This window comes from uncultured Microbulbifer sp., assembly GCF_947498635.1.
Lineage (GTDB): Bacteria > Pseudomonadota > Gammaproteobacteria > Pseudomonadales > Cellvibrionaceae > Microbulbifer > Microbulbifer echini.
In genome coordinates this window covers 30214-47325 of sequence record NZ_CANMKV010000034.1, presented here as the reverse complement: position 1 = coordinate 47325, position 17112 = coordinate 30214, and the positions used below count along the sequence as shown (strand labels likewise).

Sequence of the window (17112 nt, the reverse complement as noted above, 5' to 3'; positions counted from 1 at the left end):
CAGGAAGGTGTTAAATTACTTGAGCCCACTGGAATTTTTGGTGGGTAAACGTGTGTCACTTATGTTGGCAATCTAGGTTGTGTTTATGCTATTACAGTTTGCAATGAAAAATAATTTTCGGATCATGAAATAAAAAATGTGAACTCTTTGTAAATATCTATTTTCCATATTTTTACAACTCGCTGGGATTGAGGGTTGAATGAAAATACTAACGGTTTGCTATGTCTATGCTTTTTGCAAGGTATAGAATTAAAGAAAGTGACATAAACTGAGATAAGAGAGGCAGTAATAAGGCTAAGCTCCCGGTTAAAAGAAGGGTTAGTATACAAAACACCAAATCAGTTAATAAACGATCATAGGATTGTGTTTGCTGATTAGGGCATGATGTGCTTTAAAGCTGAGACCAAGATTGTATTCATGTACTTTTGAGGAAAACTTTGACCTCTCTAGAAACTTAATACCAGTTGTCATTTCGACTCCGTACTCCCAATATTGAACTCTACCGTACCATGCATTCACTCGTCATCTGTGGAGCTGATATACATTATTTCCAATTAGGTGGTGTATCGTTTTTTATACGCTCAGTATCCTTCGCTCATTTATTAAGGAATCAGTAAATACATGGTAGATATCGGTAATCAAGTGAAAGTGAGACCTCCAGCCCGCCTAAATCCATAGGGCTTATCCCGATAACCTTGAGGCGTTAAAACCATCTGGTGGTAAGGGGCTGAAGGTACAGCTTACTGATATTGATCAAGGCAACCGCTTAATTTATTGTTATATTAATGTGGACTAAATGGTCAAATATCGAATAAATTTCCAATAAGGAGTCTATGCTATGGCCGTTCAATTAGGGGGTGGTTACGCAGCTTATCGTTTCAGACCTGAGTGTACTTGGGTGACAGACAACAACGCGGGAGAGTTACGATCTGATGGGTACGGTTCCTGTGTAGGACTAGTGCTCTACAGCGGTGCACCGAGAAGGATAGGTGTAGTCGCTCACTTCTCGGGCTCAATGCAAGCTCCTCAAGTAAGAGCTGATGCCCTTGAGATAATGGCAGCGGTCTGTCCTCTTGCGCCCGGAAGAAAATGGAGAGGTTGGGTATTTGGTGGCGTGTCCCTGAATGGTAATTCTTCTTTTCAAACCATGAGCGGTAACGGCTCAAGCCTGCGACATACTCAAGCCTTGATTGATGAAGTGCGTAGCGTATTAAATTTTAATCGAATGTTTGATGTCAATTTTAATATCTCCAATCTTGAAAAGTTTACATTCACCAGTCAGGGGGTTTTTAACGAGATGAGCCTACGCCAAGGCGATAATTATATTGGGCATCAAGGCGTTAAGCTTGATCTGGCTAGTGGGAAAGTCACCTGGGATGATCTCAGTCACGGCACAGGAAAGTCTAAAACAAAAGAAATGGTTAATTCCATGTTCTAAAATCGAGAATATGACCTGACCGTGACTACTCCTACAAGTCAGGTCTGATCTTATCTTCTGTCATTCAGGGGCAAACTAAAAAGCACCATATAATTTTATGGAGATGAAAGGAGATGGGTCATAATCATTTGGAGTATTTAAAATTTGTGTCGGCTCTAGTGTTGCCTATTTGATCGCTTTTATGGCTATCTAGCTCAAGCTAAGCCCGAAATAATTCGAAATAATTCGAAATAATTCGAAATAATTCGAAATAATTCGAAATTTAAGAGGATATTCTCCGAATTTTTACCTCACGTCTCTGGGTAGAGTTACGAATGCCTATTTCGCGCCAGAATCCGGTCGAGCTGGGTAGATTAATCGTGTACTGAAGTGTGATTTGGCGTTTTCTTGCACCATTCTTTTTTCCATGAATAAACCCTTTAGATGTTGAAAAAAATAATTGAATCATCCTTCATAACTGAGTGGTCTTTCGATGCCCATATATACGATAAACTCTCGCAGGACTCAATTGGTTGCGATGAATTGACTTTAATTATTCGAAGGCCTTTTGGAGACTATTCTTCGTCATTATGATACCTGAGTGAACATAACCAAGAACCATTGCTTCATAAGGGCATACGACAATACTAATGACTTAGAAATAAACAACGATCCTCTGTCAAGATTTTGATTTCTGAGAGCCGTCGCTGCTTATTCGATAGTTCACAAGAGTTTAATAACCGGCTGTCAATACGATAGCCTGTTCTATTTTTTTTTATAGGATAAAGGGGGATCATTTGAAGATGGAGTTATAATCAATAGCAACTATTTAATGTTTCCGATATTAATAACAGCTTAGGTTGTTATAGTAAGATGGTAGTCAAAAATACTAACCTCATTATGATCTTTGATGTGATTGCTGCCTAATGTTTGCGTTTAGATAATGCAGATGCGCATAGGTGGGTAGTCGATTTTTTATATCTTGAATCGGACCTGTATTGCTCTTCCCGCTTAAAGATTTCTTTGGGTTATTAGGGTTGCTGGTGAAAAATAATTTGCGAACCATGAAAATAATAGTGCAGTGCTTTCTCGGAACATCTAAGTTTCTCATCCTTATAGCCCCTGGGGGGTGAGGGCTAAAAGAAAATATTAATGGTTTTCTATGCCAGCTTTATAGCTGGGGTGAGGATGGCTTATATATTGAGAAAAGAAATATAGATGATTTTTTCTTTTCGATTGATTATAAGAAGTAACGTGTTTGTTTTGGGTGAATCTTGCTATATTTGGCGACGCCTAATTATAGGTTTTTTTCATAGAGGTTCGTTGGTTTCATCTTAAATGTTCATTAAGAGAGAAATAAATATGTCACAGGTAAGTGATGACGTAGATTTGGTGGCGAAGAAAAGTACCAGCCCGGTGGTGGTGAAATTTTCTTTGGCAAAAGCTTTTAAGCATAGTGCCCAATCGATTCGCGATACCCAGAATACTTACAAGCAAAATGTAGTTGCGATAAATACTCTGGTTACCAATGTTTTGTCCTCGAGCTTGCCGACTTTAAATCAAAATCCGCCGGATTGGAGTGATTTTGTTGCGGCCTATACACAGGCCAATACGGATGCACTTGATTGGGTGAATAACGTACTGGCCAGGCTCCTAGATGTACCGGGAGAAGTGCAAGGTTACAACGGTATTATCAGCCAGCTGCTGCAGGATGCCTTAACTCAAGCAAATACGCTTAAAGTTGATCCGAGTAATGCTTCGGCTCTTAATATTTTAAAAAATGATCTTAACTCGATAACGACTCAGTTGGGTCTTGTTTCTACTTTTATCAATGGTGCACTCCAGGCAATTCAAGGCTTTCAAGATAAGCTGCCGGATATGGCGACTCAACTGCAATCGATCGCTGACAAATCTGTACAGGATGCGCAGGCTGATGAGACAAAGATTAATGATCTAAAGAAAGATATTAAAAACTTACAGGCGGATATTAAATCGCTGACAGCGAGCATAGTGGCGCTTGGTATTGCAGATGCCACTGCGATCTCCCTCGGAACAGTAGCTTCTATCGTCGCTTTCCCTGAGGGCTTACTCACTTGGTTTGTAATGGGTCCTGTGGCTGCGGTGGCAACCACTTTTATAGCTTTGGATGCAGCCAAAATTGTTGCTGATCAAAAGAGTATCCAGGCCAAACAAGCAGAAATGGATCTGGTCACTGCTGATGTTTCTACTCTTCAGATGTTGTCGCAGAGCTTTGGACAGTTAGCAGAAGAGTCTCAACAGGTTGAAGAAAACTTGCAGGCTGTTTTGCAGGAGTGGCAAACGCTCGAAAATGATGTGTCTTCAGCGATTAGCGATATTCACACTGCGATCTCTGATGAGGAAGGGGCAAACTATACGGCCGTTATAAATGATCTCAATGATGCGGTGACTGAGTGGAATGATGCCTATTCTCAGGCGGGAAGCTTGTATCTTGATCTCAATGTGAATAACGCCGAATTGAAAATTGGAATGAGCTCTGATGACGTCCAATCCGCCTTTGCCAGCGGAGAAACTGTTGGTGTGATTGAGTATTATAATAGCCTCTAAGTGTTTTTTTAGGCTTAGCTTTTAAAGCTTATTTTTAAGGTTTAGTTTTAAGGCTTATTTCAAGGGAAATAAGCCTTTTTTAATCAGGCTGGATTGTTAAATGGGGTTATCAATTCCAGTCTTTGAAGCTGTGCGGATGGATACCTATCTCTACTCTTCGTAGCGGATATCAGTAATATAATAAGTCTGCCATGTCTCTCCCCGGCGGATATCCACCTCGTCATCGAGTTTGCGCCCCAATAGATTGCGGGCAACAGGGGAGTCCATTGAGATTAGGCCCGCTTTCACATCAAATTCATCGGGTCCAACGATGCGATAGCAAATGCAATCCCCGTTATCGTCCTCCAGGGTCACCCAGGCACCAAAGAAGACCTTTTCCTTATCCTCCGGTATCCGATCTACTACGGTTATTTCTTCCAGGCGCTTGGTAAGAAAGCGCACGCGGCTGTCGATTTCCCGCAGACGTTTCTTGCCGTAGATATAATCGGCATTTTCAGAGCGGTCCCCCAGTTTGGCGGCATCACTGACCGCTTGGGTAACTCTAGGGCGGACCTCTTCCCAGAGATGTTTTACTTCAGCACGCATGCGTTGCACACCTTCCGCAGTGATATAGCGGGAGCCGCGCGGGCGCGGCGGTCTCCATCTTCCCATGGTGCTACTGGATTCCTCTCTGGGTTGTGAGTAACTGGTTACAGGTTTTCAATGGTAATACCGGGGCCGGCTTCAGCCAGGGGGAAAGCAAAAATACGGCTATAGAATTCCAATTCTCCCTCCAGAGCCATTTTGATACTGTCGCCGCTACGGAAGCCGTGGCCTTCATTGGCAAAAGTAATATGCGCAACAGGGATGCCGCGTTCCTGCAGCGCTTTTACCATTGTTTCCGCCTGGTTTGGTGGAACGACCTTGTCTTCCAGGCCCTGGAAAAAAATCACTGGGCAGTTCATTTGTTCTACGTGGTTGATCGGGGAACGCTTTTGGTAGATCGCTTCGGCAGAGGGCCAGGGACCCACCAGCTTGTCCAGGTAACGGGACTCAAACTTATGGGTGTCTTTAGCAAGGCTGCTCAGCTCACCGATACCGTAATGGCTAGCGCCGGCCTTGAAAGTATTGTGGAATGTCAGCGCGGCCAGTACGGTGTAACCACCAGCGCTGCCCCCCTTGATTAGCAGGCGTTCGGGGTCTGCCAAGCCCTGGTCTACCAGGTATTCCGCACCGGCACAGACATCCTCCACGTCATAGATACCCCATTTATCGGTAAGTCGGTCGCGGTATTCTCGCCCATAACCCGTACTACCGGAGTAATTTACGTCCAGAATGGCGAAGCCCCGACTGGTCCAGTATTGCACTTTCAAATTCAGCCCGGCAGAGGTGGCTCCGGTTGGGCCGCCATGGCTCAGGACAATCAGCGGGGGCTTTTCTCCCTCGGGTGCGCTGAAGTGTGGGTTATGTGGCGGATAGTAAAATCCGTGTACTTCGCGCCCGTCGACGGTAAAAGTGATTGCCTGGGCCTTGGAGAAAAGCTCGGCCGGCAGCGCCTGGCTATTGCTGCTGGCGATGGGGTCAAGAATCTCTGTTGGCTGATTCAAGGAGACGACAGCGGGAAAGCTATCGGCACCGGCGGCAATCAAAACGGCTTTGCCATTTTCACAACGGAGGCTTTCGATATCGCAATAAGGCTGCTGGATTAACTGATGCGCCCCCGTTTGTGAATTTAACCTGGCCAGGTACCAGAGGCCTTTTTCTGTATAAGTGCAGAGTATTTCTTCTGCATTGAGAAAACCAAAAGTCGACATGCCAAACACCCACTGTGGTGTGGCGAATTCTGCGTGCTTTTTCCATAAAGGGTCATTCATACCCAGCTTGTATAGGTTCCACCAATTGTTGCGGTCGGAGACATAATAAAGCTCCCCCTGCGGTGACCACTGTGGTTGGAAGATGGATTCCTGCCCTCCGCCGGCCACTTGCGTGGTGTCGATAACCTCACCCGGTTCATCCAGGTTTGCCAGGCACAATTCAGTGGCATCCCAGGGAAGGTTGGGGTGGTACCAGCGCAGGAAGCTCAATTGATCGCCGTTGGGGTTCAGTGTGGGGTTTGAGTAGAAATCCGCGCCTTCGGCTAATACTCTGGGGGCTGTGGACAGCGGTGCGGTTAAGTCGATAGCGATAATTCGTGCGCGTGCTTCTTGGCCCTGGCCGTGCCTGCTATCGTCTTCCTCGATACAGATCAGCCGATTTCTACGCCGATCCAGGCATAGATCGGCGTAGCGGGAGTCGCTTTCAGAGGTAATGGCCTCAGGCAGCGCACTGTCGAGCTTCATTCGGTAAATACGCTGGTCATCCGCCAGGACAAAATACACGGTGTCCCCATGCACTAGATAGCTGCCACCTCCGTATTCATGGGCCTTGGAGCGAATACTCAGAGGGGCAGGGGTGAGGTCTCTGCGTCCATTTTTGGGACAATACTGAACTAGAACACTGCGCCCCTTTTCAGCTGGACGGGATTCCAGCCAGTAGTAACGTCCGTCCACCAGGCTGGCTTCCGCTAGGCGAACGCTGCCCTCTACCAATAGTTCGGCATTAATTGCAGATTTCCAGCTGCCATAGGGGGTGGAGTTTGTCATGGAGGCCTCACTCATCGGATACCGGTTTCCTGAATTCAGTTTTTTGCATTCTGCCGGGCCTGATTGGGTGACACAAGGCACCTTTTTACAGGGTGAGGCCTGTGGTAGTCTTTTGTGAACCAAGCAAGCGCTTGGTATTGAAGGGTAAAATACTCGTTACTCGATAAAACTATGGATATGCTTGGGGAGCTTGGTTCGCAATAGCCGTGTACAAGCTGAGGGCCTGAGATTTGTGGCGCTGCAAGGCTCACTGAGCCGTATTCATAGAGGCCAAATAAAGATAATTCAGGAGAGCCTACGATGTCCGATGAAGTGGTAATTACCTGCGCCCTTACCGGGGTGCTCACCAACCCTCAACAACATCCGGTTCCGGTAACCCCGGAGCAAATGGCAAATTCTGCGCGCGAGGCCTTTGATGCCGGTGCTTCAGTTATGCACGTACATTTTCGGGCTCAGGAGATGGGCAAAGGGCACCTGCCCAGCTGGGAACCTCAGGTAGCCCTGGAAATTGCCGCGGCGATTCGCGATAAGTGCCCCGGTGTGATTTTAAATTTCTCCACCGGTACCATCGGCCGGGATCAACGCGGCCCACTTGAGTGTGTGCGCGCCGGTAAACCTGAAATTGCTGCCTGTAATGCGGGTAGCCTCAACTATTTAAAAGCCCGCTCTAATGGCACTTGGGCCTGGCCGCCAATGGTGTTCGATAACCCGGTAGATAAGGTGGAGGAATTGCTAGCGGTTTGCCGTGAGACGGGTACACGACCTGAATTTGAATGCTTCGACGTAGGTATTGTCCGCTCTGTTGGTATGTACGCCGATGTGGGGTTGGTGGATAAGCCGAACTATAACCTGGTGATGGGGGTGGCCTCGGGGATGCCGGCAGATCCCGAGCTGTTGTCATTGTTGCCCAAATACATGCATGCGGATAGCTTGTGGCAGAGTACAGTAATCGGCCGGGAAGAAATTTGGCCTGTGCACCGCAGGACCGCCGAATTGGGCGGGCATTTGCGCAGCGGGGTAGAGGATACTTTTTATCTGCCCGGCGGAGAGCGCACCACGGGTAATGGTCAGCTGATTGAGGCTTTGGCGGTGGTGGCTGAGGAGTGCGGCCGCAAAGTGGTTTCTCCCGAACGGGCGCGTGAGATTTTCTGCTAGTTATTAACCCATAGTCTCACTAGCGAGAGTACAGATAAGTACGAGGCAAAAGGTGGCTGCTCGGTCATAAATGAACAGTTAACCGGACCCTAGTCGTGGCATCAGATCTCGGTGCTGCGACCCCTCCTCACACCACTTCGATTTTTTGGGTCAACTGTCGTTTAAATCTCATCTGTCCGTGCTGCTAATCTTAGGGCATAGCAGTTTTCCCCTATGGGTTAGTTGATAAAAAGCGATCTGCAACAGGGAGAGGTGGATGCAAGCATTGTTGGACCAAATTATCAGAGTGATTGATTGGGCCAACCGGCTTTTATGGGGAGGGATTGGCGGGGAGTGGTGGCTGGGTATCCTGATAATAGCTCTTCTACCCATTGGCCTCTATTTTTCTATTCGCAGCCGCTTTATCCAGTTCCGTCACTTTGGTCATATGGTGATGGTGATGGTACGCGGAATTCACAAAGATCATCCCGGTTCTATTTCTGCTTTCCAAGCATTTGCAACTAGCGCGGCAGCGCGAATTGGCACAGGTAGCCTTGCTGGTGTCGCTGTGGCAATAACTGCAGGGGGGCCTGGGTCGGTTTTCTGGATGTGGATGGTCGCCTGGATGGGTATGGCGACCAGTATGGTCGAGAACACCCTTGCCCAGGTTTATAAAGAGAAGGGCGAGCAGCCGGGAACATTTCGGGGCGGGCCGGCGTACTACATCAATAAAGGGCTTGGCTCCAATTGGAAATGGCTGTCGGTAACTTTCTCTCTTTTTCTTTTAATGTGTTATGGCTTTATCTTCAATTCGATCCAATCGAATGCCATGGCCACGGCACTAAACGATGCCTGGGAAATTAATCCGTTGCTGGTGGGGGTTGTGGTGGCTGTGGCTGCAGGCATCATAGTTTTTGGTGGTATTCGCTCTATTGCGCGATTTGCGGGTGTGGTAGTGCCACTTATGGCTATAGCCTATTTGACCGTGGCGGCGGCAGTAATACTTATGAACCTGGATGAGCTTCCTAAAATTTTGGGCTTAATCCTAAAAAATGCCTTCGGCCTGGAGCAGGCTGGGGCAGGTGCTCTGGGAGCCGTTGTTTCCAATGGCATTAAGCGGGGCCTGTTTGCCAATGAGGCTGGACTTGGCTCCTCTCCGAATGTTGGCGCTGCCGCTGACGTAAAGCACCCCTTAGTGCAAGGCTACGTGCAGATGGCGTCGGTTTTTCTGGACACCATCGTGATTTGTACCTGCACGGCGGCGATTATTCTGGTTGCCGATGTATATATGGTGGGGAATGTAGAAGGGGTGAAGTTGGCTCAAGACTCTCTCGCCAGTCAGGTGGGCTCCTGGGGGAGTGGCTTTATTGCTTTTGCGTTACTTTTCTTTGCTTTTACTTCGATTATTGGTAATTACTATTACGGTGAAACCAATATCTTTTACTTATATCACACGCGCATGTCCATTCTCTGCTATCGAATAATTTTTTTGATGTTCATCCTGTTTGGGGCCTGGGTTTCTTACAGTGGAAGTACGGAAAATTTTACCCTGCTTTGGAGGATGGCTGACGTTGCTATGGGTTTTATGGCTTCCACTAATATACTGGCAATTACTCTGCTGTCAGGTGTTGCTTTTAAAGTACTAGGGGACTACGAAGCACAGCTGAATAGAGGGGTGAGAGAGCCTGTATTTGATGCCAGAAAATATGACATTAAAGGTATTGATCACGAAGTATGGGATCAAAAATAAGGCCACGGCCCGGTAAACGGTTAATCCGGGCCGTTCAGTTAAGTTGAGCCTTGTCTAAAGTGCAGGCTTTTGAATCGCCAGATAAAAGATAAAACCTATCTGCACCATTGCTAACAGAGCGGCAATTATACGAGTGCGCTGGGGCGTAGATTGACGCAGGGCAAAGAAGCCGGCAATAACATAGCCAAAAACCAGCGCGATTTTTACCGCTAGCCAGGGGAAAATGGCTGGATTCCAACTACCAATAATGACTAATGTAACTGCTGCAGATAATAGTAGGGTGTCATTGGCATGGGGCATCCAGCGCAGGGCAGTTTTTCGCCACTGAGACTTTCCGGACAGCTCAAGCCCCATTCGCAGAAGAAAAAGCGAAAGGCTGAGAGCGGCAGCGGTTACATGGGTATGCTTAATCAGTGTGTAGGTAAACATCAGTATACTTGACGGGCCTTTTCTAACGGCTGGTGTTAAAGGGCTTTAACAGAGGAGGCCTCTGGCTAATTGGGTTGTGACTGGCAGCCTTGAAGATCCGCCCTGTAGGGCTTTTAGAGGTTTTCTAAGTAACGCTGCATCTTCTTTGGGGCGTGATGATAGCGGTTCCTCATTATTCTGTACAATAATCTGGGAATCGAATCTCGCCATAGTTGTAGCAGGTGGTCCAGGAGCGCTCCTCTGGATTCGCAGAAAGGTTCGTTCAAGGGGTATCTTCTGGTTATGAGGTAGGCGAGGGATTGGTCTGGGGTGCGTCATCCCTCTAGGTTTGTCCGTCAGGGCTTAAATAGTCTTCACTTTCTAACGCATGGGACTCCGTACAGAATTTAGGTCTTTATATGATTGGGTTGTCATTAAATGCGGTTTGCAGGCGCTATCGATGAAATGTCCTGAGTAATTCGAAATTTACCCTAAAGGCTTTTAATCATATCCCGATATCCTCATAAAATTACACTCTGATTGTGATTTACGCAAAAGTTAGAGGTACCAGAAAAGTATTAGGAGACATCTTAAATTACATTTACATGAGTATCGTCAACGGTGGGGAAAAATTGTGAGTATCAAATTTGTCGGGTGATGATCCCGAGGCCTTATAAGGTTTCCTGCTTCTTCTATTAATTTTCTCGTGATGTGGGACCGTATCCCATTGGTATTCTTGAACTATTCCCTATGACGAGTAGACTGGGATACCGCATCTGGTTCCGGCCCTACTTGGGTCAGTGGTTGTGAACTTGGCAGCGCACAGACTCATGAGCGATGGGATCATGAAAAACGAACAGATTCGTATATCTGCACACTGTTTTGCGAGTGGCGATGTAACAGATGTATTTCATTACTCAGTGAATAACAGGCTTATTGAAAGGAAATAGTGACATGCTAAAGGCTGAATATCGTGAGCGCGGCCCGGTGCCGCAAGATGTGATCGAGGCGGTTTCATTTAACGAGCCGGAGCTGGAAGAGGGGCAGGTGTTGTTGGAAATGCTGGCTACACCCATTAATCCCTCGGACGTGCTTACCCTGACGGGTGAATATGGCATGTTGCCGCCACTACCCGCGATAGGCGGAAACGAGGGGATCGCCAAGGTGGTTGCGCATGGACCAAATGTTACTGGGCCAGAGATAGGCCAAACTGTGCTTTTACCAATTGGCAGTGGCACTTGGGCTACGCATATGGTGGCGGATGCTCAAGGGCTAATACCACTGCCAAACGAAGTAGACCCCATGCAACTCTCTATGATTTCGATTAACCCTCCCACGGCTTACCTGTTGCTCAGTGAGTTTGTCGATCTGAAAGAGGGGGATTGGGTGATCCAAAACGCTGCGAATTCTGCGGTGGGAACCTATCTGACGAGCTTGGCTAAAATTCGCGGGCTCAAGGTAGTGAATGTTGTGCGCAGGGCTTCTCTAATTGAACCCATGCTGGAAGCGGGTGCAGACGTAGTACTTGTGGATGGTGAGCAGGAAGGGGAAAGTCTCGCTAAAAGAGTAAGCGCTGCAACCGATGGCGCTGAGATTCGACTGGGCATCGATGCCGTTGGGGGGATGGCTACCGCTCGATTGGGAGAAGCCCTTTGTGAAGGGGCCACGCTGGTGAACTATGGTGCCCTGAGTGGAGAGCCCTGTCTTCTCGCGCCTGGAGTCATCATTTTTAAAGATATTACCGTGCGTGGATTCTGGTTGGCGAAATGGTTTGGCGCGGCTTCTCCTGAACGACAAATGGAAGTGTTTGGAACTATTACCAAGCTAGTTGCAGAGGGGAAGTTATCCGCACCTATCCACGCGACATACGCTCTGAAGGATATAAAGGATGCTGTCAAAGCGGCCGCCGCGGGGGAGCGAAATGGTAAAGTTCTTTTACTCGGTGAATCGCTAAGTGCTTAAACCATTTAAAGGTTGGTAATCCGCTGACCTGATTATCAAAGCTCTACCGTATCGTGTGTGGTGTCCTTCAATAGCACCACGCACGATACTAGGGGAGTGTAATTACCACTGCGCAACTTTCGTTGATAGGCAGTGGGGGATGCTAGAAATTTTGCTTTCCCTATTTCATATCATGGCAATATGGGAGCTATCTTGACGAGGCCCGCCAACTACAATGGTTCACCAGCCTTCCAGACCCTCTGTGTCTTCCACCCAGGAACTAGTCGTTTCTCGTTCTATGGTGCCGGTTACAACCTGGCTGCCTTCTTCCATTTTTGAAAGCTCTAAATTATCCATAAAGTCCCACAAAGGAGATTTGCTTATACTTAAAGCTTTTTCGCTGGGAATATGATATGGAGGCCAGAACTGGCTGGGTTCATAGGCAATATGTAGAAGGTGTCTATCTGATAAATGGGTATAAAAGTTGAAACACCAATTTACGCCTAAATTTCCGTCAATTATTTCGTACCAGTTCCGCCCCTTGATTTTGTATTCTTGGATTTCGTCGAGACTCCAGGCACTGAAGTAATCCTTGCGCCCCAATTTCTGAAAATAATCTAAGTCACTTTTATGCTTGTTAAATATAAAATGTTTTATCTGATTGTGGTCAGATAAATCAAATACTCCAGATTTGGATGGTTCTCGCACTTGGATCACCCGAAGTTCAAACACGGCAGACCCAACAACCCAGGCATCATCAGGCCCGACCTCAACACTACAAGCGTTCCTAATGGGCTGGAGTGTAAGCCAAATGTAAGGACTTTTGCTGTCCCATAGGGGTTGCCCACCAGAAAATCTTGGGTAGCTTTCTTCATTGTCAATTGGTGTACTATACGGCGCATAATTACAGTCGACGTAGATTTGCAGTTCCGGTCTCCCTGTAAATGACAAATGCCAGTCACCTAAGTTGTAGTGGTGTACAGGTAGTGCATTAAATGGCAGCCAGTAGATAGCATCAAGCTGTTCGATAATAGGGCGATCTAAGTCCAGTGAATCCACTTGAGCCATTGTTAACCCCATCCACTTTTAATTGTGCTGGTAATATGCCTAACTGCCTGCGAAAAAGTACGATTACTATCACCTCTGCCTATATAATCATTTTGGTAATACTGATCAAGAGCTTGAGTGTCCTTGTAGAACTTAGTCCACGAAGCTTTCATTTGTTCCATGCCGCTTACTGCACTATTAGTATCTTTTAATTGATGTACCGTGCTGACTATATCTTTCTGGTTATATTTGTAACTGGTCTCTTTAGTCTGTGCTCCTACAGCCTGCAATTCCTGCATCAGCAGGCCTAGATTTTCTTTTGGGCTGACAAAATAAAAGCAGTGCTGTTGTAGTTTTTTCCCCCGGCTATCTGTTTAAACTCCTTCAAGGTGCGGTGAAGCATTTTGGCACCCTCTCCGAAAACATACCAATGATGCTTTAAGGTTTCATCTCTCTCGTCCCAAGGTAGTGATTTATATAGCAGGCGGGCCAGCTCACGGGGTCCGGCATTGGGGCCTGCGAGTTTCTGGGCTCCTGTTTGCCATACCCCTAATTCATCGATGAGATAGCTGGGGGCATAGTAGAGTGAAAAACTATTATTGAGGAGTTTCTGATTTGTGCTCTTCGAATTCTGAAGGTACTGGCCACATTTATTTGCGGTAAGCTTTGCATCGTAGGCAGCACCATTAAATACAGCCCCAATAGCCCCTATTACCGTAGGGATAATGTCATCTTGATTTGATTAAAAATATATTTTATGTCGGTGTTAATTTCACACTTTTTTCAGGTGCGGCTTCTGGTTTTAATTATATGTTTCGTTGTTTTATAGCCTAGCAAGTCAGTTTCCCGTTACCGACTTGTATATTTGTCGTATAATTATAAATTATAAGCTAGGTAGTGCAGAGAAATCTTTACCTCGCAGGATTAATCAGTGAAGTCAGTTTGGCGTAGATAGGTCAGGGCAGTTTATCAAATGTATATTATGAGCCAACGCCGGCTTTTGACCGGCGTTGGTGGAACTTGCTATTAGACCTGGGTGGTGAGGTATTTTAGGATGTCGACTATTTGCCCAGGGTTCTGTGCCCAGGCTTGGGCTGAACCATCTACTTCTTTCAGGGCATGTACTAGGGATTCATCGTGCAAAGTGATGTACGGTTTTCCCAAGGCCGCACAGTAGCCTGCATCGAAGGCGGCATTCCACTGCTTGTATTTCTCACCAAAGCGAATGATGGCCAGGTCACAACTCTCAATGGCGTGCTTGATTCGAATAGCATTGACTTTGGCCGACTTATGATCCCGCCAAAAAGAGGTGGATTCTTCACCAAGGCCGTCACCGGCGGCATCACTGGCATCGTGCTCGGTAACGGCGGATGAAAAGGTGATATTCAGTTCCTGGCGCTTACAACCCTCGATGATTTGGGTTCTCCAGTCAGAATGGATTTCACCGGAAAGGTACACTTTGAGCTTCATGGGGCGGTCTCCTGGGGTATTCAACGCAATGTGTCGTATTGTGGTCGCATATTTTACATGATGCCCTGGGAGAGAGGGAAAAGTTGTAAAACGGTGGTATCCGCAATGGTCTTAAAAGCGGACACCAGAGTGAACGACAAGACCGCCCTTTTAATTTACAGGTGGGTTATAACCTTTGCTCAATAAAGTTGACTTTATCGGGTGTTTTACCTGCGGGAAGCCGGGTGGAATGCATTTGGGCGAGTAGCCAATCCCCCTCGACCTTGGCAAGTACCGCACTCTCCAGCCATATAACTTCCTCGCTGGCGCCTTTCTGGGTGAAGTTAGCTTTATTCCAGTAGTTAATGGTGAGCAGATCACCCTGCTGTTCGTAGTTGATGATGCTGAAGTAATTGGTTCTGGTATAGCCTGAAGGTTTTACGACTTTAACAAGGTCATCGATTGTCCAGATTTCGCCATGCTCCAAAAGAATGAAAGAATCGGTAACGGTGCTTCGCATTTTCTGGTGGTCAAACTTGGACATAGCGGCAAAAAGCTTGTCGATCGTTCTAAAAGCCTCGGGTCTTTTTTCGGCGTAGCTGCTGGTTGTCGCCAGAAGGAGCAGAAGTGTAATGAGGGCTCTGGCCATGATGCGTATATCCTTATATTCGTTGGAGTGAATAATCAATCGATTTGGTCCGCAGTGATTATATGATTGCAGGGTCTTGGCTGGTCAATACCATTCTGGGGCGTTTGAATGGAAAATACTTACTGAAGGGGGTATAGGCGTAGTAGGTTTAGCGTACACGCTTTCTTTGCGTTGACAGAAATTTACTGTAATGCGGCAACATAGGTTTGTTAATGGCTAAGTGGAATCAACTGTAACAATGTTTGGCATTGAGTGTTAATTGCCCCTGGGTCTGTGCGATCCTTTTTTGTGCTCCACTGCACCGCATGCCAAAGCACACAAAGATATTTGTAGATCAGGCGCCAATGAAGCAATCGCCGCCAGTCATCCCTGTTGAGCGGGCGCTGGAGATAGCTAGAGAGCAACTGTTGTTGTTGCACAGGAGATAATTGATGTTCTTCGACCAATGCGGCAAGGTCATAATAGTGATCCCCCATAGAAGCATATTCCCAGTCGATAGCGATAAGCTTCTCGTCAGTGCTTTCTATTAGGTTTTCTTTGGTTAGGTCATTATGGCAGAGGCAAGAGCCTTCTCTATAATCTTCGACAGTACGAATACTGCTGGATAGCGCGCTGCGCAAGCGCGCAAGAAGCGAATAAAAATCGGCTTGAGTACTAATGGATGGCCAATAGTTTTCAGCCTTTTGTTCGATGCCGAGTTGGCTGTTGACCGGGGGTAGAGCGTGTATTCTGTTGAGTAGCCTGGCGAGCCGTTCTATAGCGCCAGGTCTCTGTTTATGCCAGGGCTGGCCCTGAATAAATCGTGTTACCAGGTATTCGTGTTGAGGGTCGCAGTAGACAAGGGGGGCGCACAGTCCGGCATGGGTGGCTCTATCGAGGACCTGGGCTTCGGTTGCCCGGTCGAGGTCGAGAGATTGGCTAAGCGGGGAGTTATGGCGAAGTACTAACAGCGCTTCCCCTGATGAGATCAGATAGGTTCGATTAGTCAGTCCACCGGTCATCGGTCGGACAAAAAGTGGCCTGGACTCGCTCCACAGGCGCCAGTCACTGGGAATAACGGTACTTGGGCTAAGCGCGCCATCAGTAGGGTCCCAGCTGCTAGGCATCGGAAGCTAGGCCGCTATTTTCAGGGGTTAATCCTACTGGTGCAGTAAGGCTTTGTTTGTTATAGATCGCTTTCCATTGGAAGAAGCCAATGATCACCAGTACCACATAGAGTAAAAATAGCAGCGCCGTAAGGTAGAGTCCTCTATCCAGGTAGAGATAAATGGAGGCTCCATCCACTACAATCCAGTAGATCCAGTTTTCCAACACCTTGCGCGTAACCATAAAGGTGGTAACCACCGCTCCAAGCGTGGTGAAGGAATCGAGATAGGGTAGCGCGGCGCTGGTAAAGTTATCTAGCAGATAACCGAATACCAGGGTTAGTATGGCAATACCACTGAACACTATTAAGTGGGTTTGCAGTCTCCACCGGTGAATCTTAAGATCTTTCTTTTTATCCTTGTGGTGGCGCCATTGCCACCAGCCATAAACAGCCATGACCAGATAGAAAATCTGAAGTGCGGACTCCATCAGCAGGCTGACATCCCAGAATAAAACCAAATAGATTGCGGTACTGGCGAATGCGGCATACCAGCAGCTGATTTTCTCGCGCATCGCCAGTAACAGGTAGGTGAGGGCCAGAATAACTGCTGCAACTTCCCACAGGGACATGGCTGTAATTGAGGTGCGAATAATTTCAAGAAGCTCGGGGTCATGCATGGGATTCTGCCGGGGCTAGGTCGCCATCGATAAATTTACAAACAAAAATGGCGCGTCCAAACTGCTCGTAGGATTTACGCATTTCTATTTTTAGGATATCCATTAGTAAATCATACTCACCAAATACCTGAGTGCTCATGGTGTTGGTGATCACTCTCAGGTCTGAATGACTATTCAGGCGCGCAATAAAAGCCTGAATACTGGGGATGTATTCATCTTTTAGTGGGTACATGCTGATTTCTACTGAGAGTTGCATAGTTTTTCCCATTATTCGCTGAGAGCCTAGTGGTAACGATTCTTAATTCTTCGTTAGCTAATCAGATTAAGCCCGTGAATAGCAGGTACG

The 17112-nt window shown here is 47.0% G+C and carries 15 protein-coding genes; 5 read left to right on the top strand and 10 right to left on the bottom strand.

The window, feature by feature from the left end:
- Window positions 1-838: 838 nt before the first annotated feature.
- Entirely contained in the window at window positions 839-1438 is a 600-nt protein-coding gene (locus tag Q1A69_RS15765; RefSeq protein ID WP_299587394.1) for a hypothetical protein, read from the top strand.
- A gap of 1341 nt (window positions 1439-2779) precedes the next feature.
- Entirely contained in the window at window positions 2780-4003 is a 1224-nt protein-coding gene (locus Q1A69_RS15760) for an enterotoxin (HBL) (RefSeq protein WP_299587391.1), read from the top strand.
- Between the two features lie 150 nt (window positions 4004-4153).
- Here Q1A69_RS15760 and greB read toward each other — a convergent pair whose 3' ends face one another.
- Together greB and Q1A69_RS15750 are read right to left on the bottom strand one after the other, a co-directional pair.
- The gene (greB, locus tag Q1A69_RS15755; RefSeq protein ID WP_299587388.1) at window positions 4154-4654 is read right to left on the bottom strand and encodes a transcription elongation factor GreB; all 501 of its coding nucleotides are present in this window, start codon (window positions 4652-4654) and stop codon (window positions 4154-4156) included.
- A gap of 38 nt (window positions 4655-4692) precedes the next feature.
- Complete coding sequence (locus tag Q1A69_RS15750; RefSeq protein ID WP_299587386.1) at window positions 4693-6624, bottom strand: S9 family peptidase; 1932 nt, start codon at window positions 6622-6624, stop codon at window positions 4693-4695.
- A 300-nt stretch (window positions 6625-6924) separates the two neighbouring features.
- Between Q1A69_RS15750 and Q1A69_RS15745 the strand changes: the two genes are divergently transcribed.
- Window positions 6925-7779 carry a 3-keto-5-aminohexanoate cleavage protein gene (locus Q1A69_RS15745; protein ID WP_299587383.1) on the top strand — a complete coding sequence of 285 codons (855 nt, stop codon included), beginning with the start codon at window positions 6925-6927 and terminating at the stop codon, window positions 7777-7779.
- Between the two features lie 256 nt (window positions 7780-8035).
- Window positions 8036-9508: an alanine/glycine:cation symporter family protein gene (locus Q1A69_RS15740; protein ID WP_299587381.1), complete on the top strand. Its 1473-nt coding sequence runs from the start codon at window positions 8036-8038 to the stop codon at window positions 9506-9508.
- A 54-nt stretch (window positions 9509-9562) separates the two neighbouring features.
- On the opposite strand, the gene Q1A69_RS15735 is transcribed toward Q1A69_RS15740, so the two are convergent.
- Window positions 9563-9937, bottom strand: a complete 375-nt coding sequence (locus Q1A69_RS15735) for a SirB2 family protein (protein WP_299587379.1) — start codon at window positions 9935-9937, stop codon at window positions 9563-9565.
- A gap of 933 nt (window positions 9938-10870) precedes the next feature.
- Here Q1A69_RS15735 and Q1A69_RS15730 point away from each other — a divergent pair.
- On the top strand, window positions 10871-11878 hold the full coding sequence (locus tag Q1A69_RS15730) for a zinc-dependent alcohol dehydrogenase family protein (protein WP_299587376.1): 1008 nt from the start codon (window positions 10871-10873) through the stop codon (window positions 11876-11878).
- A 219-nt stretch (window positions 11879-12097) separates the two neighbouring features.
- On the opposite strand, the gene Q1A69_RS15725 is transcribed toward Q1A69_RS15730, so the two are convergent.
- From Q1A69_RS15725 to Q1A69_RS15695, 7 genes are all read right to left on the bottom strand, one after another.
- Window positions 12098-12925: a hypothetical protein gene (locus Q1A69_RS15725; protein ID WP_299587373.1), complete on the bottom strand. Its 828-nt coding sequence runs from the start codon at window positions 12923-12925 to the stop codon at window positions 12098-12100.
- A 2-nt stretch (window positions 12926-12927) separates the two neighbouring features.
- Entirely contained in the window at window positions 12928-13203 is a 276-nt protein-coding gene (locus tag Q1A69_RS15720; protein ID WP_299587370.1) for a hypothetical protein, read from the bottom strand.
- A gap of 727 nt (window positions 13204-13930) precedes the next feature.
- Window positions 13931-14374: a YtoQ family protein gene (locus tag Q1A69_RS15715; RefSeq protein WP_299587367.1), complete on the bottom strand. Its 444-nt coding sequence runs from the start codon at window positions 14372-14374 to the stop codon at window positions 13931-13933.
- A gap of 166 nt (window positions 14375-14540) precedes the next feature.
- Window positions 14541-15002 (bottom strand): nuclear transport factor 2 family protein, encoded by a 462-nt coding sequence (locus tag Q1A69_RS15710; protein ID WP_299587364.1) that lies wholly within the window; start codon window positions 15000-15002, stop codon window positions 14541-14543.
- Window positions 15003-15211: 209 nt separating this feature from the next.
- A complete protein-coding gene (locus tag Q1A69_RS15705; RefSeq protein ID WP_299587362.1) occupies window positions 15212-16108 on the bottom strand; it encodes a choline kinase family protein in 897 nt (298 codons plus the stop codon).
- Window positions 16101-16766 carry a nicotinamide riboside transporter PnuC gene (gene pnuC, locus Q1A69_RS15700; protein ID WP_299587359.1) on the bottom strand — a complete coding sequence of 222 codons (666 nt, stop codon included), beginning with the start codon at window positions 16764-16766 and terminating at the stop codon, window positions 16101-16103. Before pnuC ends, Q1A69_RS15705 begins: the two co-directional genes overlap by 8 nt.
- On the bottom strand, window positions 16759-17022 hold the full coding sequence (locus Q1A69_RS15695; RefSeq protein WP_299587357.1) for a hypothetical protein: 264 nt from the start codon (window positions 17020-17022) through the stop codon (window positions 16759-16761). The genes pnuC and Q1A69_RS15695 overlap by 8 nt, the downstream gene beginning before the upstream one ends.
- Window positions 17023-17112 lie beyond the last annotated feature (90 nt).